Origin of the sequence: Fulvivirga marina (genome assembly GCF_016775155.1) — a bacterium.
Taxonomy (GTDB): Bacteria; Bacteroidota; Bacteroidia; order Cytophagales; family Cyclobacteriaceae; genus Fulvivirga; species Fulvivirga marina.
In genome coordinates, this window is the sequence record NZ_JAEUGD010000016.1 from 113,653 (window position 1) to 139,407 (window position 25,755).

Here is a 25,755-nt window from a genome sequence, read left to right on the forward strand (position 1 = left end):
CCAACATCTAATTCCAACTTTATTAGCTGAATGGAGGTAAAGTGTAGCTAAGTGCGGAGAGTAATCATCCACAAACTATCAAAACTACCTAACAAACAGCAAAAACGTTATTTTAGCTGCCCTGCCAAATAGCCTGTTGTCCAGGCTACCTGAAAGTTAAAACCACCTGTTACACCATCAATATCAAGCACCTCTCCTGCAAAATAAACACCGGGCATTTTCCTGCTTTGCATGGTATTAAAATCTACATCCTGTAAGCTGACACCACCACAGGTAACAAACTCCTCTTTAAAAGTAGTTTTGCCCCTAACTTCATAGATATCATTGATGAGAATATTTATAAGCCTATTATGCCCTTTTTTGCCTAGCTCCCCCCAGGTAATATCTTCCCTGAGTTCAATCTTATTCAGCAGAAAATCCCAAAGTCTGGAGGGTATATTGAAGGGGTTAGCATTCAGCATCTTCTTTCGGGTATAGTTAGCAGCCTGACCAGACAACACTTCCCTGATGTCTGTCTCTGTATGATCACCAAGCCAGTTGACCTGAATTTTGAAGTTATAATTCTGCTGATATAAAACCCTGGCACCATAAGCTGAGAGTTTAAGAATGGCCGGCCCACTCATTCCCCAATGGGTTATCAGTAATGGCCCCTCTCCTTTCAATTTTGTACCCTGTACCCTCACAGATACATGGCTTACCGAGACACCCATAAGTTTCCTGACAGGTTCCTCTGGCATATTAAAGGTAAATAAAGAAGGTACCGGTGATTCTATAACATGGCCCAACTGCTCCAGCCATTTAAACCCCTCAAGCTTGGGGCTACCTCCGGTGGTAATGATTACTTTTTCAACATATAAGGTTTGGTTTTCCTTGCCTGTCAGTTTATACCCTGAGTTATCGGGTTGAATACTGTGTATTGGAAAATCTTGAATGATCTTCACTCCCAATTTCCCTGCTTCCCGTGTTAAGCAGTCAATAATAGTTTGAGAGCTATCGGTAATGGGAAACATTCGATTGTCCGGCTCAGTTTTCAATTTCACACCACGCGTTTCAAACCAATTGACAGTATCTCCGGTAGAAAAACTACCAAAGGCTTTTTTTAATTGCTTCGATCCCCTTGGGTAAAACTTCACCAGTTGAGAAACATTGTAGCAGGCATTTGTGACATTACATCGCCCTCCTCCTGAAACCTTGACTTTGGCCAGAAGCTTACTCGTCTTTTCATATATCGTAACACCCGCGGCCGGGTGATGCTGCTTCGCTGATATAGCTGCAAAAAAACCTGCGGCTCCGCCGCCAATAATAGCTATTTCCATTCACAAAAAATTCAACCTTAAAGCAAGCTAATAAGTTACACAAAAACCACACATTGCAGAAGAAAACTACCCGTCGGGAAAACAATATAAACCCTCATAAGGCTCAGTGGCTCTTTATAAAAGGAACTCATGTAGAAGTCGCTCGATGCCAAAGCTTACTCCGACATCAAGGCATAAAGCTTTAATCAACGCTTAGTATGATCTTACCTATATGGTTACTACTCTCCATCAGTCTGTGGGCTTCTGAAGCATCTTCTATAGGAAAGGTCTTATAAACAACCGGCTTAATTGCTTTATTCGCAAGGTGAGGCCATATATGTTGCTCTAATTTTTGGGCTATCTCATGTTTAAAAGCATTATCGCGTGGCCTTAACGTAGACCCCGTAATTACAAGTCTCTTTCTCATCACCTGAATCAGATCCACTTCTGCAACTCTTCCTTTCATTGCATTGATCATCACTATCCGCCCCTCTGTTCTAAGCAGATTTATATTTTTTGGCGTATAGTCTCCTCCTATCATGTCCAGCACAATGTCGATACCTTCATTATTTGTGGCAGCCATCAGCTCTGCTTCAAAATCCTGCTCTTTGTAATTTACAGCTCTTTCAGCACCAATTTCCTCGGCAAACCTACATTTATCACTGCTCCCGGCGGTTGTATAAGCCTTTCCGCCCATGGCTTTCACCATTTGGATCGCAGCCACACCAATACCGGAAGTACCACCATGAACCAATACATTTTCCCCTTTTTTAAAACCTGCCCGATCAAACACATTTGTCCAAACCGTGAAAAACGTTTCAGGCAGTGAAGCAGCTTCTGCAAAGTCAAGCCCTTCTGGTATTGGAAGGCATTGTCCTGCCGAGACCACCGCATATTCAGCATATCCGCCTCCACCCAGCAGTGCACAAACTTTATCTCCCGGCTTCCATCTTGAGCCCTCTCCTTTCGCTTCCTTAACTATCCCCGCTACCTCCAACCCCGGGATATCGGCAGGTACTCCGGGAGGTGCCGGATAATTGCCCTTACGCTGAAATATATCTGGTCGGTTAATCCCTGCTGCCTTAACTTCAATCAGTACCTCTCCCTCGGATATTTCTGGCATATCCCGGTTTTCAACTTTCAACACCTCCGGACCGCCTGGGCTTGTGATTACTATTGCTTTCATAATTATAGTTATTCTATTTCTATCAGCTTTCTTTTGTATAAACTTACTGTACTTGGCATAAAGCAACAACCCATGCGATTTATTCCGTGATGAATTTATTTAATGGATATGATTAGAAATCATCAATATCATATTTCGTTTATATACATTGAATATCAATATATTGCAACTGCATTTTAAGTCCTTGTCATTTACCATTACCCATGCAAAATCTTCAAAACTCAAGTAAATTGCTTATTGTATTATCCTTTGCTGCCATATACCTTATCTGGGGTACAACTTACCTAATCATCGCCATTGGCCTGGAAGAACTGCCTCCATTTTTAATGGCATCCCTTCGCTTTATCATAGCAGGTGTTATGCTGATCGGGTATTGCTTGATTAAGAAGGAGAAACTACCATCAACTTCGTCTATTCTCAAAAATACCTTTTTGGGGTTGATTGTACTCGTAGGCGGACAGGGGCTTTTGATTTGGTCGGAACAATACATCGCCACAGGCTACGCTTCAATATTAGTAGCCACGTTGCCCATATGGTTTGTTATCATAGATAAGAGCAACTGGAAAATATACTTTTCAAATCCTTATATCATTATGGGAGTTGTACTTGGCTTTCTTGGTATATTGCTTCTATTTCAGGACACACTCAACTCATCCAGTTTTTCAAATGATGTAGCTCAACAGCTCTATGCCTCAGCTGCAGTCTTGCTGGGTGCCGTCTGTTGGGTGTTCGGCACCTTGTACAACAGAACAAAGCCTGCTCCTGGCTCAATATATTCTAATCTCGGATGGCAACTCTTAATGGCTTCTCTCATATGTGTTGCTATTAGCTACTCAACAGGAGAACTCTCCGATTTTAACTTTGCCCATGTTACTTATAAGGGCTGGTTATCCGTTATATACCTTTCTGTTGCGGGTTCAATTATTGCGTTTATCACCTATACGTGGCTGTTGACAAAAATGCCCTCTGCCATTGTCGGTACTTATGCATATATTAACCCTGTAGTAGCAGTGGTTCTGGGCTGGTATCTGGCTGATGAAGTGATCAGCAATAACCAGCTCATCGGTATGGCTGTAATTCTTGGAAGTGCCATACTCGTGAATATTACCCGAAGCCAAGTGCAATCGAAAAACCATGAGGAAGAGGACACTGAAATTGAAGCTTCAATGAAATTGAAATCATAGTAGTCGCGAATTACGTTTATATAAAAAATACATTATGTCGCGAGCAGCCCCTAATTTGTCAGACACTGCACCGGTTTATCATTGATGGAATGGCTACTTTTACCATTAAACGACTAACCAAGGTATAATGGAAAGCAAAAACCTAAACATTACGCCCCACCAAAAGTCTCTTAGCAAACAATCGGTTTGGCAGGCACTAAAGGATGCTGTACGTGGCACCGAAGCCGACTATACGCAAGTAAGCCTTAGAAAAGCCATATTCTTGCTGGCGGTTCCTATGATCCTGGAGTTAGTAATGGAGTCTACTTTTGCTGTTGTAGATATATATTTCGTAGGTAAACTAGGAGCATCGGCTGTCGCGACTGTTGGGCAAACAGAAACCTATCTATTCTTATTGTATTCGGTAGCTATGGGTTTATCCATGGCCATTACGGCAACTGTGGCCCGGCGAACAGGTGAAAAGAACAAAGAACAAGCTTCTCGCTCTGCCGTTCAGTCTATTTTTCTGGCACTATTGATTTCCCTGCCATTCGCTGTCGCAGGAATATTCTTTTCTAAAGATTTGCTGATGCTCATGGGAGCAGATGACTGGAGCATCACTTATGGTTACAAGTATACCCGTTGGATGTTGGGTGGAAATGCTATCATCGTTCTCTTGTTTGTTATCAATGCCGTATTTCGTGGTGCTGGCGACGCGGCCATAGCCATGCGCGTGTTATGGGTAGCTAATGGTATAAACATTATACTTGATCCCATTCTTATCCTTGGCTTTGGACCAATTCCCGCCTTAGGCATAGAAGGTGCTGCCATAGCCACCACCATTGGTAGAGGTATAGGAGTAGCTACCCAGCTATGGGCATTAATAAAAGGGGGTAAACACATCCGTGTATCTATGAAACACTTAGCCTGGAACGCAAAAATACTGATCGGTATAATTAGAACCTCATTAGGTGGCGTTGGCCAAATGATAGTAGCTATGACTTCCTGGGTATTTCTGATGCGCATACTGGCAGGAATAAGTAGTGAAGCCGTTGCTGGTTCTACCATAGCTATGAGAATTATGCTCTTTACACTTATGCCGGCTTGGGGCTTATCAAATGCCGCTGCCACTTTGGTAGGACAAAACCTGGGAGCAGGAAACCCGGACAGGGCAGAATCCGCCGTTTGGAAGATTGGTTTTTATAACATGATCTTTTTGATCGCAGTATCTCTGATCTATTTCTTCTACAATCGCTCCCTGATCGGATTGTTTACTGCTGACCAAGAGGTCATTGAAATTGGTTCGGAATGGCTCAAAATCCTATCCTACTCATACTTTGTATATGGCTGGTGGATGGTTGCGACACAGGCCTTTAACGGTGCTGGTGATACCAAAACGCCTACAATGATCAACCTGGTGTTTTTCTGGCTTATTCAAATTCCTTTGTCTTATTTTCTGGCAATCACATTAGGTTGGGAGCATTCAGGAGTCTTCTGGGGAATATTTTTTTCAGAAACGTCAGTTGCACTATTTACTTTATACCTGTTTAAACGAGGTCGCTGGAAGTTGGCAACCATATAGGTTCCTTAAGGGATGGCAGCTCTTTACGCGATGCTGTTGTCTTCGACTTTTCCTATAATTATCTAAATCGCTTTGCCATGAGGCTGAATTACTTTTCCCTCCCATTTTCCATTTACTCTTTCTGCTATAACAAGCTCTTCTCCTGAAGCAGAAGCTTTCACCACCTGTTCTCCTTCTACATTCCAGAAACCACTTTGCCCTCCTGAGTGACTGCCCCAAGAATCGCCACCGAAGTTTGACATGAGAATTGCGACATGATAAGCATAGGCATATCTGCTCAATAATTGGTGAGCTCCCTCAATACCACCAGGGGAGTAAAAGATACTGGCCAAGTAAAGAGTTGCACCACTACCTACAGCTTTCTCCAGATGCTTTTTATTCTCAATATCTGCACATATCGCCAAACGAATGGTTTCACCTTCCAGGTTTATAACAGGGTCATGATCAAAGGATGATGCAAAGAACTGCTCCTCCCCATCATGCAAAAATTGCTTGGTATATAAGGATGATTTCCCATCTGGAAAAATGACAAATGCCCCAATGAATAAAATACCTCCTATACTCACCGGTGCCCCTGCCACAATAATCATTTGGTGTTGCTCTGCCATTTCACGCAGCTTATTCAGTCTTTTATCATCAGGAGTAAATGCAACTCCTGGGGCTAGTTTTCTTTCATATCCAGTAATAGAAAGCTCAGGAAAAACGAGGAGTTGAACGCCATATTCGGATGCTTCACGAATTAGCTTGTAGTGATTTTCCAGATTAGTGATTACATCCTCCCTTACGGGAACTGTTTGAGCGGCAGCTATAATCATAATGAATAGCGTTAAATTTCTGAGCGAAATAAAGGATTTTTCACGATCTAAAAGCCACCAGTTAAAATTATCTTTTCAAGACACAAAGTATGTCCTAATTCATGCTCTGAACTCTGTATTCTAAATTATACTCTGCCAGTGCTTCTGAACGGTAAGCTTTACCGAACGTTTAAAGTTTAGTCAGGCTAATATTTACAAATTAATCATTCACTATAGAGAAAAATGAGTCGTATTGTGTACATATCTCTATACCTTTGAGGGATGAAGATCAACAACACTGACATAGAGAAGTTTCTCACTCCTCTCAATATCGATAAACTTAATAGTATTCAGCAGGCTTCTCTTGAACAGTATACATCAGAAAAAGACATGATGCTGCTAGCTCCTACTGGGACTGGTAAAACTTTGGCTTTTTTATTACCAGTGTTAGGTCAGGTACGCCCTAATTTAGATAAAGTGCAGGTATTAATACTTGTACCATCACGTGAGCTGTCAATACAATTGGAGCAAGTATTCAAAGCCATGAGTACCGGTTTTAAAATTAACTGTTGCTATGGTGGTCATTCATTTAAAACCGAAAAAAACAACCTGCAACACCCTCCTTCTGTATTGGTTGGTACTCCAGGCCGTATTGCAGATCATTTGAATAGAAGAAGCTTTGAAACCGATAGTATTCACACTATTATACTTGATGAGTTTGATAAGTCTCTGGAATTGGGCTTTGAAGAAGATATGGAATCCATTATCAGAAGAATTCCACATTTAAAAAGTCGCATACTAACTTCAGCTACGGAGATGAAAAAAATACCGGGCTTTGTTAAGTTTTCAGACCCTGTATTGATCAATCATCTTTCACAACACCCAGCACCCAAAATTGAGTTGGTTCATTTACCTACTGACTCGGCCAGTAAACTGGAAACACTTTTCCAATTGATCTGTCATATTGGGGCTCAACCCATGCTGGTATTTTGTAATCACCGGGAAGCGGTGGATAGAATCAGTGACCTGCTTTTTGAAAGAGGTATCATCCATGAAATATTTCATGGGGGCATGGATCAGGAAGAACGTGAACGAGCACTTTTGAAGTTCAGGAATGGCAGTCATTATCTACTTGTAACTACTGATCTGGCCGCTAGAGGCCTGGATATTCCACAGATCAGACATATTATACATTACCAATTGCCTTCAAAGGAGGATGCCTTTATTCACCGCAACGGAAGAACCGCAAGAATGAATGCCTGTGGCACTGCATACCTGATAACTACAGAAAACGATGAGATTCCGGCTTATATTCACAAAGACGTACCTGAAATGCCTTTGACGGCCGATGCTCCAATACCTGACGAACCTGAGTGGGAAACACTTTTTATTAGTGCGGGCAAAAAGAGTAAGATTAACAAAATCGATATTGTTGGGCTATTTCTGAAAGCAGGAGGCCTACAGAAAGATGATCTCGGATTGATAGAGGTTAAAGATCAATTTGCCTACGCTGCGGTAAAACGCAATATGGTGAAGGCCCTTCTTCCAAAAGTCAACAACCAAAAAGTTAAAAAACAAAAGCTTCGCATTCAGGTAGCCAAGTAATCACAACTATGCAGAACCAATTTTAAGTATTCTTAGTTTAAGGGTAATTATTTAGCTAACTTTGCAGCCTTAAATTTGAGAATGGTATGATCGCAGCAAACAACGTTTCTCTTCAATACGGTAAGAGAGTACTTTTTGACGAAGTAAACATCAAATTCAGTGCAGGCAACTGCTATGGTGTTATCGGAGCCAATGGTGCCGGTAAGTCAACTTTTCTAAAAATCCTTTCCGGAGACATAACGCCCAATTCAGGTAATGTTTCCATTGAACCTGGCAAGAGGATGGCGGTACTTAAGCAAAACCACTTTGAGTTTGACGAGTTCTCTGTACTGGATACAGTAATGATGGGCCATACTAAGCTATGGAGCATTATGAAAGAAAAAGATGAAATCTATGCCAAACCTGATTTTTCTGAAGAAGATGGTATTAAAGCGTCGGAACTAGAAGCTGAGTTTGCCGAAATGGATGGATGGAACGCTGAATCTGATGCAGCCGCGCTTTTAAGTGGTCTTGGTATAGATGAGTCAGAACATTACAACCTGATGAAAGATCTGACTGGTAGCCAAAAAGTAAGGGTGCTTTTATCTCAGGCTCTTTTTGGTAATCCCGACATCCTTATCCTTGATGAGCCTACCAACGACCTGGATATCCATACGGTATCATGGTTAGAAGATTTCCTTCTTGAGTTTAAAAATACTGTGATCGTTGTATCTCACGACCGTCACTTTTTAGATACGGTTTGTACCCACATTGCTGATATAGATTTTGGAGCTATTAAACTGTTTACCGGTAACTACACCTTCTGGTATCAGTCAAGTCAATTGGCCCTGAGCCAACGTTCATCTGCCAACAAAAAGGCTGAAGAAAAGAAGAAAGAGCTTCAAGAGTTCATTGCCCGTTTCAGTGCCAATGCATCTAAATCCAAGCAGGCAACCAGCCGTAGAAAACTATTGGATAAAATCAATATTGAAGATATACAACCATCAAACAGGCGTTACCCTGCCATCATATTTAACCAAAAACGCGAGGCAGGTGACCAGATACTGCAAATCGAGCAGCTCAACAAGAATATTGATGGACGTCCGCTAATAAAAGACCTGGATATTTTTGTCAATAAAGGTGATAAAATTGCTTTCATCGGTAAAGACAGCTTAGCCATTACCACCCTCTTCCGCATACTAATGGACGAAGAAAAAGCTGACTCTGGAGAGTTTAAGTTTGGCCAGACCATTACCACGGCTTATCTGCCCAATGAAAATGACAAATACTTTAAAAGTAACGACAACCTCATTGACTGGCTGAGACAATACTCTGATGATGAAAAGGATGAGATATTTATTCGAGGTTTTCTGGGAAAAATGCTCTTTAGTGGAGAGGAGACCTTGAAGAAGTGTAATGTACTCTCCGGAGGTGAAAAGGTGAGGTGCATGATATCACGTATGATGCTGGCCGGCGCCAATCTGCTTATTCTGGATGAGCCGACCAACCACCTTGATCTGGAATCTATTACTGCTTTTAACAATGCCCTAAAAGACTTCCCTGGCACGGTATTGTTCACATCCCATGACCATGAGTTTACCCAAACCGTAGCCAACAGGATCATTGAAATTACTCCAAATGGCTTTATGGATAAGCTGATGACTTATGATGATTATATTTCAAGTGAAAAAGTAGCTTCGCAAAGAGAAGCTCTGATGGCTTAAGTAAATAAGACTAAACCATGCTGGCTACTAGCTGGCATGGTTTAATTTCCTAATTCATGACCACCTCAAATACTGTGAGGCCTTCATCACATTCTTTAATATTAAGACTACCCCCTAATCGATCTGCTATTAATCTGGACTCATAAAGTCCCAGCCCCGAACCTTTCGAGGCGTCAGACCCAACAAAGAACATATCAAAAACCCGACCTCTTTGTTGCGCAGGAACACCAATTCCATTATCTATTACTGATATTACCACCTGACCGGGGGCACTGCCTTTTGCAAAACTGATTTTAACCCATTTTTGCTTTTGCTCAGGGTCTTGAAAATGAACCGCATTGAGTACAACATTTTCGAGGAGAATCCTAAAAAGAAACTGATCTGACACCAAATCAACACTTTCATCTATATCGTACTCAAACTTTATATTATTTAAATCTTCCGTCTTGGAAATGGACTTTATAACCTGATCCAAAATCTCATGGATATTCAACTGACTTTTAGTTACAGGTGTTTTTTTATTTTGGTGAGTACGTAATAGTCTTCCTAGCATATGATCCATTTCAAAGGCTACCCTCTCAAGAAATTCCAGGTATTCCAACCCTTTTTTGTCTTCAACTTCAAGTTGCCCTAAGTGACACAAACCTAGTATCCTGGCTAGCGGCCCTCGTAAGTCATGAGCGGAACGGTATGCAAACTCATCAAAATTCTTATTAGTAGTCACCAACTGTTTATAGGCATTATTCAGGTCACGTGTGCGCTCATTTACTTTAGCTTCCAGGGTTTTATAAGCATTAGAGTTATCAAGGCCTATGGCTATATAAGTTGCCAATGCGCTGAGCAGATCAAACTGGTATTGGGAGTACTCATTTTCATTAGGACTCTGTATACACAATACACCTATAATACGACCTTCAACAAGCAAAGGAATACACATTAGCGACATTAATAATTCTCCTTTATACTGATCAACGGATTTAATGTAACTATGCCACTCTTTACCTATATTGCCCAACCAAACAGGCTTTTTATTTCTTATTGCCCAGGTAGCAAACCTATCACTGTAAACAGAGTCTTCAAAACCAGGCATTCTCTCCCCGTTGTTAATATATAAAGCAAAATTCACCTTTTTCTTCTCATCATCATATATGCCTATACCAAATTCGGTAGCATCCATTAAATTATTCACACGCTCATGTACCTTCTTTATGATTTTATCAAAATCTAGCATAGACGAAATTTCCTGCCCTATCTCGCTTATGGTACGGATATTTTTGTATGATTTCTCCAGTTCCTTTCTCTGCATCTCCAACTCCTCATTCTGAGCAAGTATTTCATCATTCTGGGCCAGCACTTCATCATTAATGAATACCACTTCTTTCTGTTTTTGCTGTAGTTGCTCATGAGCAGTTATCAGCTTTTGATTTTTCTCCTCAAGGAGTTTACTCTTATGATCAATCTCTGCAGTTCTTTCTTCTACCTGCTTTTCGAGTTTCCTTTTTTGGTCTTTGATGTTGTAAACCCTATAACGATGCAGTCCAAGTACCAACCCTATTAAAAAAAAACCTGACAATATTTTAAACCACCAGGTTTGCCAAAAAGGAGGTGTTATGATTAAATTAACTATAGAGGGCTCCATTCGCCAAACCCCATCACTGTTCGATGCTTTGACTTTAAAGGTGTACTGTCCAGGAGGCAGGTTAGTATAGCTGGCAAATCGCAAATTACCTTTAGTGTAAATCCATTCTTTATCAAACCCCTCCAGAATAAATGCATACTGGTTTTTAGAGGGATTTGAAAAGTGCAAAGCAGCAAACTCAAATGCAACAGAATTCTGGTCATATGCCAGCTTCACACTATCTTTAAATTGAATATGCTTATTAAGGTAAAGCCCATTAGACGTGTCTCTGAGTTTCACAACTTTATTAAATAGCCGAATTTCTGTAATGACTACCCGAGGCAAGGTTTCATTATCGAATATCTCTTCTGGCCGGAAGCAATTAAGCCCATTTATTCCTCCAAAAAACAACTCTCCATCTGGAGCTTTATAGAATGCCCCCGTATTGAACTCATCCCCTTGTAAGCCATCGTTACGATCATAATTCCTGAACATTCCGGTAATAGGGTTAAGGCGAGACAGCCCTTTGTTGGTACTTATCCAAATATTATCTTCATCATCTGCCAAAATGCCATAAGTATGGTCGTTAGGCAATCCCTCATTCACCGTATAATGCTCAAATATTCCATTTTCCCTATCTATCAGCTTGTTTAACCCACGACCTGCCGTCGCCACCCATACCGTGTTGTTGTGATCAACCAAAACAGACTTCACATAGTTATCAGAGAGACTCTCGGGGTTATTCAGATCATAATAATAGGTCTTCCACTGTTTTGTAGATTTATTATAGACATTCAAACCATTCCATGTACCAATCCATAAATTGCCATCCTCATCTTCATCCATAGCATAATTCACCATAATACTACTAATGGTATTATCATTCGAACTGTCCGGTCTGTAGTTAATAAATCTACCTGTTTCCTTTTCATAGCGAAAAAGCCCCTCTTCGTTAGATCCTATCCACATGGTTCCATCACTATCTTCAAATATTAGCCGTACATCATTACTTTTAAAAGAGTATGGGTTATCAGGATCATATGTAAATCGCTTAAATCGGCCAGTTTTTGGGTTATATTGACTTAGCCCTCCGTCGCTTGTACCAATCCACAACATATCATCGCTACTATAACAAAGACTGCGCACAACATTACCATGCATACTATTAGTATCATCCGGATCGCTAAAAAAACGCGTGACCTCTCCTGTCTCCCTATTGATTTTATTTAAACCGGGGTCGGCACCAACCCAAACATACCCTTCAGAGTCTTTGGTTATGGCCCTAATTATATTGCTGGATAACGATTTAGGGTCGTTCTCCTTGTACTCCAAGGTTTTAAATTTTGAAGCGTAAAGATCAAATTTGTTTAGCCCACCGAAATATGTACCAAACCAAAGCACATTTGACTGGTCTTCATAGATGGTTGTTATCCAATTATTGCTAAGACTGGCCAAGTCGCCTTCATCTCTTCTGAATTTGGTTAGCAGCAGTCTTCCTTCAGTTTCTGTCAAGCGGTTTAAACCATCTCTGGTCCCCACCCATATATTATTTTTACTATCCTGAAATATTGCCGTTATCCTTGAGTCGGAAATTTTATTTCCTCGAAAATCGGACTCAAACCGTTCAAATTCACCCGGTTTGTCATGACATCTGTTAAGCCCATTTTGTGTACCTACCCATAGCCTTTTTTGATCATCCTCATATATAGCCGTTACATGATTATGGCTTAGTGACTTAGGGGCATCCGAATGGTAATAACTTTGAAATTTATTATTCTTCCGTAAAAATTTATTTAAACCTCTCTTCGTCCCTATCCAAAGGTTATTTTCAGCATCCTCAAAAATTGTCGTAATTACATTATTGCTTAAGCCTGAAGAGCCACTCTTGAAATGCTCTACTACACCGCCCAAAGAATCAATGCGATCAAGACCATTGGTGGTTCCTACCCAAATTGCACCATAGCTATCAACAAACAGACAATTAATATCGTTGGCTGATAAATCATTCGGCCCAAGACCTGCTCTAAAATGGGTGAAATTGTCATTTGTAATATCTATAAGGTCAAAACCCACAATGGTACTTACCAGCAGTTTGTTTTGACCATAGTATAGAACATCCGATGTATAGTTATGAATGAGTGTGTTAGGGTTTTTAATATTGTTGGTGTAGGCCTTGAATTCATAGCCATCAAACTTATTAAGGCCATCTTGTGTACCAACCCAGAGAAACCCTTGCTCATCCTGAGTGATGGACATAATTGTATTTTGAGAAAGTCCATTATTAATAGTCAGTCTCTCAAACCTGATATTATTTATCTGTCCAAAAGTAGCCACATGGCATACTATTGCCAACAGTAAATTTATCAGAAATATCGCCACATAAGATGCAAATTTCATTAACACAAAAGCTCAACTTGCTAAAAAACAATTTCTATTATAATAAATATAATCTTAATTCTTTTAATCACGAACTTGATGGCCATAGTTTGTTAATAATTTAAAGATATATTCTCACCCTTATTAAGATATCTCCTACACATATTTTACCTCAAGGCAGAACATACTGTATGAGTTTTTTAAAACCAATCTTTAATCTGAGCCTGCCTGCTTAGAAATTTGGGCACAAAAAAAGCCGGCATAAAGCCGGCTTATTATTAAATGCACTATATATTCTTATATATAAATTAAGCAAGTTTTACATTCACTGCATTCAATCCCTTTCTTCCTTCTACAAGGTCGAAAGTTACTTCGTCATTCTCTCTGATTTCGTCAATCAGACCTGACACATGAACAAAGTACTCTTTGTTGTCATCGCTATCTTTAACGAATCCATAACCTTTAGATTCATTAAAGAATTTTACTGTTCCTTCTTTCATTATTAAATTTTAAAATATTATTGCAAACGTAATCAAAAAAACTTTCGTTTTTAAAGAATTACAAACTTTTAATTACTTGCTTTAACGCCACCCTAAGCAAAAAGTTATTGACCTGGCTCAATAATTTTCAATATATATTTCATGCATATAACCACAAAATCTCTATTCATCTCTTTCTGAGAAAGTTGGTTGATAGGGACTGTTTACAAATTATTTCATTTCCGATGGAAAATTTTTACCACATTTTAGAATCCACTATATTGGTCGCTTAATTTTAATAATAATGCATCTAAATGTCTAATAGCATAAAATGGTCTGATGACTTTTTAGAAAGTAAAAGATCTGAGACCGACCCCATAGCTGACCAGGTGGTTGCAACAATCATTGAGTCTGGATATGAAGAGAAGATTAATGAGGTGTTTACCCACTTAGTAAGAAATTCAAGCTTCAATGCCAAAACTTTTTCATCCTTACCAAAAAAAGTCAGTGAAGTAGTTACATCATACTTTGAAGAAACAAAGAATCTTCCATCTTGGGCAGATGCTTCCTTAATGCGCACTGGTGAAGAAGTTTTTACGCTTTATGGCCCTGAGATAGCAATGATTCTGAATGTAAAATCGTTGCCATTATGCTATGCTTGTAGTAAAGGCGCTAAAGTCCTTTATATGACTGGCCGCCTGACTGAAAGAAGTGGATCGATTGACCCATTGGCTCGCAGGTTAATGGAAACTGCCCAAATGATCATGAATGCCCTTTCTCCAGGGGGTATGTCTCCGCAAGGTAATGGCATTGTCACTATTCAAAAAGTTAGGTTAATCCATGCCTCCATCAGGTATTTTCTGTTACATGAAAAGTATAACCCTAAAGGTTGGGATACGGACTACTATGGCAAACCAATCAATCAAGAAGACCTCGCGGGTACATTAATGTCATTTGGGCCACTGGTAATACAGGGACTTAAACAGTTGGGCATTAATCTATCAAACAAGCAAGTATCTGGTTTTATGCATAGCTGGAAGGTTATTGGCTACTTAATGGGTGTAGATGACGAGTTTCTGCCGGACACATTCGAAGAAGGTTGGGACCTTGGTATAGCTATTATGAAGCATCAGGCTGCTGAATCAGACGAAGGTAAGGAATTAACCAAAGCCTGTATTAATTTTTTAAAACACATACTGCCGGGGACGGCATTTGACGAAGTTCCCGAGTATATGATATGGTATTTTGTACAGGATATATCAAAAGCTATTGATAAAGATCTTGCCCAGTTTTTAGGGGTACGTGGAGAGCACGATATCAGAAGCCGGATTGTATTTAAGCTATGCAGGCTTTTTATCATCGAATCGAACCGATTAGAAGAGCATTCAGATGTAATTGCCTTGATCAGTGGTATGATCAACAAAAAATTACTTCAGGGATTCCTCTTATACTATAATGATCACAAAAATGTGCGTTTTTACATCCCTCCTTCCCTTCAAAAAGACTGGAAACTCCATGAGAAATGGGAGGATATGGTCGTAATCACTCCGAATATTTTTGGCAAGCGTCTGGTTATTCAAAAGAAAACAGACACTCTCATTTAAACAACTTACATAAATGAATAAAAAAACCACCTGGTTTATAGTTATCTCACAGGCTATAATGGTACTCTGGTCTGTTATTAGTTCAATAACACATGCGGGAACCTCCTCGGTTTACATTATCACTCTTGGGTCTTTTGTAGTATATGTAGCCTATGCCCTAATCACTAAAAACATACTTTTACAAAAACTGCTGTTGTTTGGTTTTGTAGCTGGAGTGCTGGAGCTGTTTGCTGACCATTACTCTGTATCAGTGATAAACACACTAATATACCCTACCGGGGAAAGTATGATCTGGACTTCCCCTTCTTACATGCCTATTTCCTGGACCATAGCTTTAACCCAACTGGGTTACTATGCTTTGTTACTAACTCGTTGGAAAGGAATTTGGGTGGCAGTAGTGGTTATTTCTCTATCTGGTGGTCTATATATTCCTCTGTATGAGCACCTCGCCAAAAATGCTAACTGGTGGTATTATGAAAACTGCTCGATGATATACTCAGCACCTTATTACATAATCACCTGCGAAGCCTTGTTATCGGCAGCACTACCGTTCCTTATTCAGTGGACACAATCAAAAAAACTGGTATTTGCAGTCATACCTGGTGCCATACAAGGCCTATGGATACTTCTCAGTGCCATCATTGCTTATAACATTGCTCCCTAACCCTTAACTATTATGTTCGATAGTCAAAAGCTATGTCAGGAATACCCTGATCTGAGTTCAATCATCAATTTTTGCCAATATACCGTAACTGAGTTAGCCCTTATTTTTGTTGGCACCATATTCTGGGTCATTGTTTACTTCATCATCATCCGTGATGGATTTAAAAACAAATTTGTTGAAATGCCCGTCCCGGCGGCTGCCTCTAACCTGGCATGGGAATTTACCTGGGCTTTTTTAGTAACAACCGACCTCGGCGTTCTTTTTGTATGGGGCCTTCGTATATGGTTCTTCATGGATCTTTTGATATTTTATCAGGTTTTAAAGTATGGACATAAACAACTTTCAACACCTATGATCATTAAATATTTTAAGCCTATTGAAATCGCTAGTGTAGTATTGTGGACCATTGGTTTTTACCTTTTTATAGTAGAGGGGTATGATACGTCTATGGGAGCTACTTCTGCTTATATTATTACAGTGATCATGGCTTCTCTTTATGCCATATTCTACTTATCAAGTAATTTTCGTAATTACTATTCTTTCACTGCCGCATGGTGCAAAATGGTGGGGAATGCACTGATGAGTATTTATGTATTCATGCATTACCCTGAAATGTACTTCCTGCAACTTTTAACTGTCGTTGTTTTCATTCTCAATGTTTTATATGTTGCAGCGTTCAAATTAAAAAAAGGCACCGCCTGATTGATCAATTTTGACTATATTGGTCTAGATATATGGAGCATGTTCTGAATGAATCAAAAAAGATAGCTGAAGGTGGTAGTTCACTGATTTATTTGAACGAACAAAGTGAGTTTGGCGGGCCGGTAATTATTAAGATTTATAAAAAAGATAATAATTCATACGCTGCTGAAAATCAGTTAATCAATGAATTCGATTTCTTATCTCGGATTAATATTGATGGTGTTCGAAAGCCGGTAAAAAAAATTGAAATTAACCACCAGCCTGCCCTTATACTTGAATATTTTGAGGGCAGAACGCTTAAAGATTATATAAGCAGTCGACCATTTGACCTGGTAACTTTTCTTGAAATTTCAATAAAAATATGCCATACTATCGGACTCATTCACGAACATGATGTTATTCATAAAGATGTCAATGGACATAATATCCTGATCAATGAGAAGAACGAAATAAAAATTATAGACTTTGGTATTGCAACAAAGTTTAGACAACAAGCCCCCCTAAATACCAATATTGAGCATCTGGAAGGTACAATTTCTCACCTTTCTCCTGAGCAAACAGGGCGTGTTAATCGAGTAATTGATAAAAGGTCAGACTTGTACTCACTAGGTGTCCTGTTTCATGAATGGTTAACAGGCAGTCTTCCTTTTACAGGTGATGACCCCATGAAAATGGTACATGCTCACTTGGCAGTCCCGCCTCCTGAAGTGAGTGAAAAAAAACCTGAAATCCCCCAGGCTCTATCTCACATTGTCAGTAAACTTCTGGCCAAAGATGCAAACGAAAGATATCAATCGGCCAAAGGGCTTAAGCATGACCTCAAGTTATGCCTGGGCCAGCTGAAAACAAAAGGAAGCATTGCCAACTTCAGGGTTGGGGAAAATGACTATTCTGACACCTTACGTATTACTCAAAAAGTATATGGCCGTGATAAAGAGATCATGTTTCTTCATTCAGTCTTTGAAAAGGTATGCCAGGGAGACAAAAGAACAGTTCTAATATCAGGCAATCCCGGCTCTGGAAAATCCGCGCTTGCATTCGAGTTAAGAGGCAATGTTATCGAACGGGGTGGAAATTTTATTTTCGGTAAGTTTAATCAACTTCATCATGACAAACCTTATCATGCCCTTACACAAGCATTTAAGTTTTTTGTTGAGAACCTGCTAACCCAGAGTAAGCACCAACTTGCTAAATGGAAACAAAATATCATGGCAGCGATCAGTGATGAAGGTCGCTTGCTTACAGATGTAATCCCTGACCTAGAACTGATCATTGGGCCTCAGCCGAAAATAATAGATCTGGACCCTGAAGAGACTAAAAACAGGTTCAACTATATTTTTAAGCAGTTTATAAACGGTATTACCTCGGTTGAACATCCTCTGGTCTGGGTAATAGATGATTTACAGTGGGCCGATCCTGCTTCAGTCGCTCTGCTACAGGCTATAACTTCAGACACTTCAGTTGCCCATATCCTAATCATAGGCACTTATAGATCAAATGAACTAGGCGACCATTTATTACCTGATTCCAACGCTGAATTTTTGCTCATCAATGGGTTGTCCCCTCTCCATTTAAGCGGACTTATTGGTGATGCCCTAGGCTGCAAACCAAAAGACGTTGTTGAGCTTGCTGAAATTACATTTTCTAAAACTCAAGGGAATGCATTCTTTGCTCACCAGTTCCTTCAGACTATTTACGATGAAAAATTGTTGTGGTTTGATCGTTCTGAATATCAGTGGCGGTGGAACCTAGGCAAGATTCGTGCACTGAAAGTAACTGATAACGTCATAGAACTGCTGACAAACAGAATTAAAAATCTGGATGCCGAATGTCGTAGCTTACTGGAAACCGTAGCTTGCTTCAATGAACAGTTCGATCTCCCGATGCTGGCAAACCTGCATGGCAAGACACCAAATGAGATCAAACATGCCCTATATCCAGCAATCAAACAAGGTCTGATTCAGGAGGTTACTACTTCTAAAAAAAGAGGAGGCACTGGAAATAAGCCTGAAGCACAATATACCGTTGTTCATGACCGTATAGTTCAATCCATTTATTCATCTATAACCGAGTCAGATCGCAGAAAAAACCACTGGAGAATTGGCAAATACTTGTCTGAGAAAATCAACGAGCATGTGGATCCACTCATATTTGATATTGTTTATCATTTGAATAGTGGTGCAGGAAAGGGAACCGACAAAAACGACATCTACAAACTCATCAAATTAAACTTTGAAGCCGGGAACTTAGCCAAAGCTTCCGCTGCATACCCCAATGCATTGGAATACTATGGAGCTGCACTCAGGTATTGCAGGGAGGACATCTGGACACACTATTATGATCTCGCCATCGCAGTACATACAGGCGCAGCAGAGGCCAGCTTCCTTGCTGGAAAATTTGATAAAGCTGATACCCATATCAAGCAGGTAATAAGTAATGCAACTTCAATCCTGGATCAGATTAAAGTTTTAAAGGTCAGCATTGAATCCTATATTGCACAAAATCAGGCACTCAGGGCAATAGAACTTGCAATAGATACTTTAAGCCAACTTGGAGAAGACCTTCCCACAAGACCAAGTAAAGCCTTAATAGCTAAGGAATTAATAAAAACCACGCTACTCCTCAAAAGTGTTGGTATCAAAAAGCTTGAGCAGCTTCCTATGATGACTGACCCTCATAAAAAAGCTGCCATGAACATCATGGCAAGTATAGGATCCGCCATTTCCAGAACTACACCAGAGCTTTTGCCTCTTATGATCTTTAGAATGATCCGTATTTCTATCAAATATGGAAATTCAATAGAATCCATTCCAAACTATGCAGGTTATAGTATAATATTGTCAGGGGTATTGGGCAACCTGGAGCAAGGCTATAAGTTCGGCGAGCTAGCCATGAAACTTCTTAAAAGATTCAAGGCTGAAAAAGTAAAAGCCAAAACATACTTGGTCCATCATTGTTTTGTCCACCACTGGAAGCATCACCTGAATTCAACCCTTGATCCTCTTATCGACACCTATCATTATGGTATGGAATCCGGAGATCATGAGTTTGCTGCATCTGCATTAATGGTTCGCTCATTTCATGGATATTTTTCAGGTAAAAACCTATTGAGACTCAATGATGAAATGAGTGCTCAAAGCAAAAAAATACTTCAACTCAACCAAGAACTGCTTTTTTATCAAAATGAGATTTTTCGACAAGCTGCACTTAATCTGACCGGCAAAAGCAAAAATCCGGCAATACTGGATGGAGAGGCATTTGATTCAACAATATTGACCGAAGATTTCAAAAAGAATAATCCATCTGCATTATTTCATGCTTATTATCATAGTATGGTACTTGCATATATGTTCAAGGATTATGAAAAGGCTGAAGAATATGCAGAGGCTCTCGAAAACAAGCTTGAGTTGGTGGTAGGTTCGATCATTCTGACTCTGTACCACTTCTATAGGACATTAGTGCTCTTTGCCAGACTACCCTACTTGAGATCATCCCAAAAGGGCAAAGCAAAGCGAAAAACTCTAGATAGTATTAAGAAGATGAAAAAGTGGTCAAAGTATGCTCCAATGAACTTTGAGCACAAATACTACCTGCTACAGGCGGAAAAATACAGAACATCCAACAAATTTGAAAAAGCCAGACTTTTTTATGACAAGGCTATTGCAAGTGCTTCGGCCAATAATTACCTAAATGATGAAGCCTTATGTTATGAACTTGCCGGCAGTTACTATGCATCAGAGCCCGACAAATTTCCTTATGAGATATACCTGCGTAAGGCTTATGAAAACTACCTCAGCTGGGGTGCTGTAGCTAAAGCGGAAGAAATATCAAGTAATTATCCTATTGTTGATATTAACCAGCTGGGAGGAAAAAGCAAACATACCGCATCGCTTTCGTCAAACTCAACCAATAATTATTCAACTCTGGAGTTATCGGCAATTCTTAAAGCAGCAACTGCAATCGCCAGTGAAATTAAATTGGCTAAGGTACTCGATAAGCTGTTGAGAATAGTTATTGAAAATGCAGGTGCTGAAAAGGGCGTCCTTTTACAGAAAAAGGATGGTGAAATTTTTGTGAGCGCTAAAGGAACAACAAATAACGAAAAGGTTGAAATTTTTGAAAACACCAAAGCTGAAGACCTGAATGACCTGCCTCAGTCTATTATACAGTACAGTGCCAGGATAAAGGAGGCTGTCATCATTGATAATATCAATACAGACAACCGCTTCACTAACGACCCCTATATTCAAAAAGCAGATTTAAGATCAATTCTCTGCTCTCCAATTCTTGTGCAAAACGAGCTTATTGGTATTATATACTTGGAAAATAACCTCGTGGTGGGGGCATTTACACCAAAACGCCTGGATATGCTCAAACTACTCTCCGGACAAATAGCAGTGTCTCTTGACAACGCTATACTCTACAATAACCTTGAACAACTTGTAGATGAAAGAACCAAGGAAATCGAAGCTCAGCAGGAAGTACTTAAGGATTATAACAATGAGCTCATAGCACTCAACGAAGAAAAGAACCATCTAATAAAAATTGTTGCTCACGATTTACGTAGTCCTCTCAACCAAATCAAAGGAGTGGTAAACTTGATTAAACTTACGTCCAGAGATACCTCTGAAGAGCAGAGCCAATATGTTAATAAAGTATTGGAAAGTACTGAAAGGTTAGGAGAAATGATCAGTCGTATATTGGATGTAAATGCCATAGAAGCTAAGGAAATAGATATTAAAAATGAGAAGGTTAACCTTCGACGCTTACTCAATGAGTTGAAAAACAACTTCCAACTATCCGCTGACGAAAAGAATATCAAGCTTACCATTGAGCCGGGGCCTGATATATATGTATGGGTAGACAACAACTACACTATCCAGGTATTTGAAAACCTATTATCCAATGCACTAAAATTTTCTACTTCTGACACGAAGGTAAATATCAATATTATAGAAAAGGAGAGAAATGTATGTGTAACGGTCAGTGATCAAGGACCAGGAATTAATGAGAAAGATATGAAGAGGTTGTTTATGCCGTATCAAAAACTTACAGCCAAACCTACTGCTGGTGAAGAGTCTACCGGGTTAGGACTTTCTATTGTGAAAAAATATGTGGAGGCTATGAAAGGTAATATCCATTGTGAAAGTGAGGAAGGAAAAGGAGCCACTTTTTATGTTGAGTTTAAAAAATGGCTCTAGTAATACTGTTATCTTTTTCTCTTACCCTTTCGGTTGGAGCGATCTCCTCTTTTTTGACCTGATCGATGATCGTGCAACCTTTTACTACTTCTGGAGTTTCTCTTTCCTCCAGTATCCGCATCATTAACTCGAATTTCACGGCCATCAATCATCATCCCCTTAAAAGGGGACTCAACCGTACCTGCTACTTCAGTTTCCACTTCAAAGTACGCTCTCCGCTCCTCCATGGTAATAGGACCAACATTTGACTTAGAGATTCCAGTTTTTGTAGTTACCAGATCAATGAGTTCCTTTTTATTATAACCATCGATAGAACCAATATTGATGAAGAATCTTTTATAACGTCTGTTTGATGAACTCCTTCTTTCAGCCTTACGGTCGCCTTTACTATGACCATTGCCACTATCTTCAAACTCCTGCTCAAAATGAGGGACTGAAGTACTTATCCCCATATTATTAAGCTGGTGCATGATAAGTTTTTCTACTAGTTCTGATTTAGATAAACTTTCAAAAATAGACTCTACATCAGTTCTATGCTCCTTCACCGCATCCATTTCTGTATTTATCTCAGCAATATCTTTTGCCCATAGCTGCAATTTTTCATTTTGTACTTTAACAGCACTGGGCAGTTCATAAGGAGTAAAATTGAGCTTTAACCTTTTCTCCAACGATTTAAGCTTACGCTTCTCAGAGGTAGTAACTATAGCTAGCGAAATTCCCTTCTTTCCTGCCCTTCCAGTTCTACCACTTCTGTGAGTATAATATTCCAGATCATCAGGTATCGAGTGATGAATAACGTGCGTAAGATCATTAACATCAATTCCCCTGGCAGCAACATCTGTTGCAATCAAAAATTCCAGTGAATGATTTTTAAAACGCTTCATCACCTGGTCTCGTTGGTTTTGAGACAGGTCGCCATGAATAGCATCTACTGGCAGCCCCCTAAACTGCAACTGTTGCGCAAGTTCCTGGGTATCTCGTTTTGTTCTACAGAATACTATACCTCTCATATCCGGCTCCAGTTCAATGATTCGCTCCAGCAAACCGGCCTTATCCTTAGCTTTAGTAACAAAGAATTGGTGGTTAATATTCTGGTTTACCAGCGTACCACTATCAATCTTTACTTCACTTGGATTAGTCATATACTTATCCACTATATCGCGTATCTCATTAGCCATGGTTGCCGAGAACAGCCAGGTAGACTTATCTCCCTGGGCATGTGAGAGTATATCATCTATATCGTCACGAAAACCCATATTGAGCATTTCATCAGCTTCATCGAACACTACATGCTTAACTGTACTAAGATTTATTGCTTTTCTTTTAATGAGATCAAGCAATCTACCAGGAGTAGCTATAATGATATGCGGGGTATTTTTCAAGGCCCTAATCTGTGGGGTTATAGCCGCACCACCATAAACCACCTGAACCCGTACTCCTTTCAAGTATTTTGAAAATGCTTGTATTTGTTGTGCAATTTGCTGTCCCAACTCACGCGTAGGAGCCAAAACCAGGGCTTGAGTACCCTTGGCATCAACATCCATGGCATCCAATAAAGGGAGTCCGAAAGCTGCGGTTTTACCTGTACCTGTTTGCGCAAGACCAATAAAATCCCTGTCAGCTTCATTAATAAGTATGGGAATGGCTTTCTGTTGAATCTTTGTTGGAGTTTCAAGATTTAACTCCGGAAGAACCTTCAACAATGATGGAGAAAGTCCTAAATCTGAAAAATTTGTCAATGGATATTTTTTTATTAAGCTGCAAAGTTACCCTTATTATATCGGATTGTGCTACTGTTAATGATATTTATATTCCCAAGCCAAGCCACCACCCATTAGCAAAGAGTAACAAGTCTGCAAAACCATTCTTAAGAAGATAAAGTTCACTTAACAACCTCATTAGGAACAGTAAATCTAAAAATACTGCCCTCGCCTACACCACTTTCTACTTGTAGTTCGCCTGCATTACTTTCTACAAACTCCTTACAAATGATCAACCCCAGTCCAGTCCCTACCTCTCCCAAAGTACCTTTTGTACTATTTCTAGAATCAATCCTAAATAGATTATCCAGAATTTCTTCGCTTATTCCTACCCCTGAATCCTCTACAGCAACTTCTATGAGACCTCCCTTTTCAACTGCACTAACCTCAATTGAATCTCCCGATCCGGAAAATTTTATGGCATTGCTCACCAAGTTCCTGATAACTGTTTCAATCTGATTTTTATCTGCAAATACTTTATGAGGTTGAGTTAACTGATTATGGATGCTTACCCCTTTTTCCCTGGCTTGATCAGCAAGTATCTCCAAAACATTGTCAACAACCTGATTAAGCTCAAAAACTACAGGGGTAGATTTTATGGCCGCCATCTGACTCCGTGCCCAGGTAAGGATGTTCTCTGTGAAGCGCAGAGTGTTAAGAATTGACTTGTGCATATCATCGAAAATTCGCCGAAGATCTTCCTTTGATAATTTATCACCATGGTTCTTCAAAAATAGTGATGCCCCTAGTATACTATTAATTGGTGAGCGAAAGTCATGCGATATAATGGAAAACAACTTGTTTTTTGTTGAATTCGCCTGAGAAAGCTTTTCTGAAAGCCTTTTTTGCTTAATACTATTCCTTACAGCCACAAAAATCAAAAGCCCAGCCAATCCAATAGTTATTATGAGTAATATAATACTAAGCCTCTGCCTTGAAATAATCTCATCACTGAGAAACTTTTCCTTTTTTAGCATATCGACCTGGCTTCTTTGCAGACTATTCTGATAATACCATTGAACCATCCCAAGCCTATTTTTCTGCTCAATATGTAAAATTGAGTCAGCCACATTAATAAACTTATTCATCATATCCCTGCTCCCCTCGAAGTTATGCTGCATTCCCAATAGGTTGAAACGACAGTAGTATGCTTTTTTGAGCAAATCAAGGTACCCATGAGCCCCCGCAGTTTCTATAGACTTTATGAGATGTGTTTCAGCCTCCTCATACTTTTTCCTATCTATCATGATCTCGGCAAGCACAAGATGACTTTCCGTTAACGCCTGGGTATTTGCCTTTTCTTGTAGAGAATCTGATATCTGAATCACCATGTTTAAATATTTTTCAGCTTCAGGCAGGTCACCAAAGTGAACATATATAATGGCCAGTATCCTGTAATTGCTAGACAACACCGCCTGATTTCTACTCCTATTTATTTTGATGGCTTCTTCGATATAATATTTAGCTGAATCATAGTTGCCAAGCTTCATATGGCTTCGACTAATATTGTTCAAAACAGCACCAAGCCGTTCCTGATTATTTTCCTGCGTGTAAAGTCTCAATGCCTGCAGCTCATACTGCTTTGATTTATCAAAAGCCTGACCTTTTTGATGAATCAGGCCTAACGACAAATAACAATTAGCGAGACCTATCACATCATTTTCCTGTTTGAAAATTTCCAGGGCATCCAGAAGCATCTTCACACCCTGCATATAATTTCTACTCTCACCCAGGGCTGATCCTAATGTCCTCAGGGCATGTGCCCTACCTAACGTATAATGAATGCTATCTGCTAACTCTAATGATTGCTTGGCATATTTGAAAGCCTGAAAGATGTCAATAAAAATATATTCCCTACCCAGCTCAGATAGAATTATAACCCTGTCCTCCGGAGATGATTCTTTTTGCAACAGAGTTTTCAGACTATCCAGAACAGTACCACTGGAAGAATAAGCACTGGTAATCGATAAAAGAAAGGCTACAAGTATAGCAGGCAGTATATAGAACTTGTTGTACATTATTT

At 39.7% G+C, this 25,755-nt stretch carries 15 protein-coding genes; 8 read left to right on the top strand and 7 right to left on the bottom strand.

What is annotated here, in order from left to right; translation table 11 throughout:
* Nucleotides 1-107: 107 nt before the first annotated feature.
* Both JMN32_RS04855 and JMN32_RS04860 read right to left on the bottom strand, forming a co-directional pair.
* Entirely contained in the window at nt 108-1,316 is a 1,209-nt protein-coding gene (locus JMN32_RS04855; RefSeq protein ID WP_202855166.1) for a BaiN/RdsA family NAD(P)/FAD-dependent oxidoreductase, read from the bottom strand.
* Nucleotides 1,317-1,497: 181 nt separating this feature from the next.
* Nucleotides 1,498-2,481: an NAD(P)H-quinone oxidoreductase gene (locus JMN32_RS04860; RefSeq protein WP_202855167.1), complete on the bottom strand. Its 984-nt coding sequence runs from the start codon at nt 2,479-2,481 to the stop codon at nt 1,498-1,500.
* Between the two features lie 203 nt (nt 2,482-2,684).
* Between JMN32_RS04860 and JMN32_RS04865 the strand changes: the two genes are divergently transcribed.
* Entirely contained in the window at nt 2,685-3,665 is a 981-nt protein-coding gene (locus tag JMN32_RS04865) for an EamA family transporter (RefSeq protein WP_202855168.1), read from the top strand.
* 127 nt (nt 3,666-3,792) lie between these two features.
* On the top strand, nt 3,793-5,226 hold the full coding sequence (locus JMN32_RS04870) for an MATE family efflux transporter (protein ID WP_202855169.1): 1,434 nt from the start codon (nt 3,793-3,795) through the stop codon (nt 5,224-5,226).
* A gap of 62 nt (nt 5,227-5,288) precedes the next feature.
* On the opposite strand, the gene JMN32_RS04875 is transcribed toward JMN32_RS04870, so the two are convergent.
* A complete protein-coding gene (locus tag JMN32_RS04875; protein WP_202855170.1) occupies nt 5,289-6,041 on the bottom strand; it encodes a carbon-nitrogen hydrolase family protein in 753 nt (250 codons plus the stop codon).
* A gap of 261 nt (nt 6,042-6,302) precedes the next feature.
* Between JMN32_RS04875 and JMN32_RS04880 the strand changes: the two genes are divergently transcribed.
* Nucleotides 6,303-7,625: a DEAD/DEAH box helicase gene (locus JMN32_RS04880; protein WP_202855171.1), complete on the top strand. Its 1,323-nt coding sequence runs from the start codon at nt 6,303-6,305 to the stop codon at nt 7,623-7,625.
* An 86-nt stretch (nt 7,626-7,711) separates the two neighbouring features.
* Nucleotides 7,712-9,328, top strand: coding sequence for an ABC-F family ATP-binding cassette domain-containing protein (locus tag JMN32_RS04885; protein WP_202855172.1), 1,617 nt, complete (start codon nt 7,712-7,714; stop codon nt 9,326-9,328).
* A gap of 49 nt (nt 9,329-9,377) precedes the next feature.
* Here JMN32_RS04885 and JMN32_RS04890 read toward each other — a convergent pair whose 3' ends face one another.
* Together JMN32_RS04890 and JMN32_RS04895 are read right to left on the bottom strand one after the other, a co-directional pair.
* Entirely contained in the window at nt 9,378-13,343 is a 3,966-nt protein-coding gene (locus JMN32_RS04890) for a two-component regulator propeller domain-containing protein (protein WP_202855173.1), read from the bottom strand.
* Nucleotides 13,344-13,630: 287 nt separating this feature from the next.
* On the bottom strand, nt 13,631-13,822 hold the full coding sequence (locus JMN32_RS04895) for a cold-shock protein (RefSeq protein ID WP_202855174.1): 192 nt from the start codon (nt 13,820-13,822) through the stop codon (nt 13,631-13,633).
* 293 nt (nt 13,823-14,115) lie between these two features.
* On the opposite strand from JMN32_RS04895, the gene JMN32_RS04900 reads away from it, so the two are divergent.
* The 4 genes from JMN32_RS04900 to JMN32_RS04915 are packed head-to-tail and all read left to right on the top strand — an operon-like array spanning nt 14,116 to nt 21,972.
* Nucleotides 14,116-15,405: an oxygenase MpaB family protein gene (locus JMN32_RS04900; protein WP_202855175.1), complete on the top strand. Its 1,290-nt coding sequence runs from the start codon at nt 14,116-14,118 to the stop codon at nt 15,403-15,405.
* Nucleotides 15,406-15,418: 13 nt separating this feature from the next.
* Entirely contained in the window at nt 15,419-16,069 is a 651-nt protein-coding gene (locus tag JMN32_RS04905; RefSeq protein WP_202855176.1) for a DUF6989 domain-containing protein, read from the top strand.
* 12 nt (nt 16,070-16,081) lie between these two features.
* On the top strand, nt 16,082-16,771 hold the full coding sequence (locus JMN32_RS04910; RefSeq protein ID WP_202855177.1) for a transmembrane-type terpene cyclase: 690 nt from the start codon (nt 16,082-16,084) through the stop codon (nt 16,769-16,771).
* 32 nt (nt 16,772-16,803) lie between these two features.
* The gene (locus JMN32_RS04915) at nt 16,804-21,972 is read left to right on the top strand and encodes an ATP-binding sensor histidine kinase (protein WP_202855178.1); all 5,169 of its coding nucleotides are present in this window, start codon (nt 16,804-16,806) and stop codon (nt 21,970-21,972) included.
* Between the two features lie 8 nt (nt 21,973-21,980).
* Here the strand turns inward: JMN32_RS04915 and JMN32_RS04920 are convergent, their stop codons facing one another.
* Together JMN32_RS04920 and JMN32_RS04925 are read right to left on the bottom strand one after the other, a co-directional pair.
* On the bottom strand, nt 21,981-23,711 hold the full coding sequence (locus tag JMN32_RS04920) for a DEAD/DEAH box helicase (RefSeq protein WP_238354356.1): 1,731 nt from the start codon (nt 23,709-23,711) through the stop codon (nt 21,981-21,983).
* A gap of 143 nt (nt 23,712-23,854) precedes the next feature.
* The gene (locus JMN32_RS04925) at nt 23,855-25,750 is read right to left on the bottom strand and encodes a tetratricopeptide repeat-containing sensor histidine kinase (RefSeq protein WP_202855179.1); all 1,896 of its coding nucleotides are present in this window, start codon (nt 25,748-25,750) and stop codon (nt 23,855-23,857) included.
* Nucleotides 25,751-25,755 lie beyond the last annotated feature (5 nt).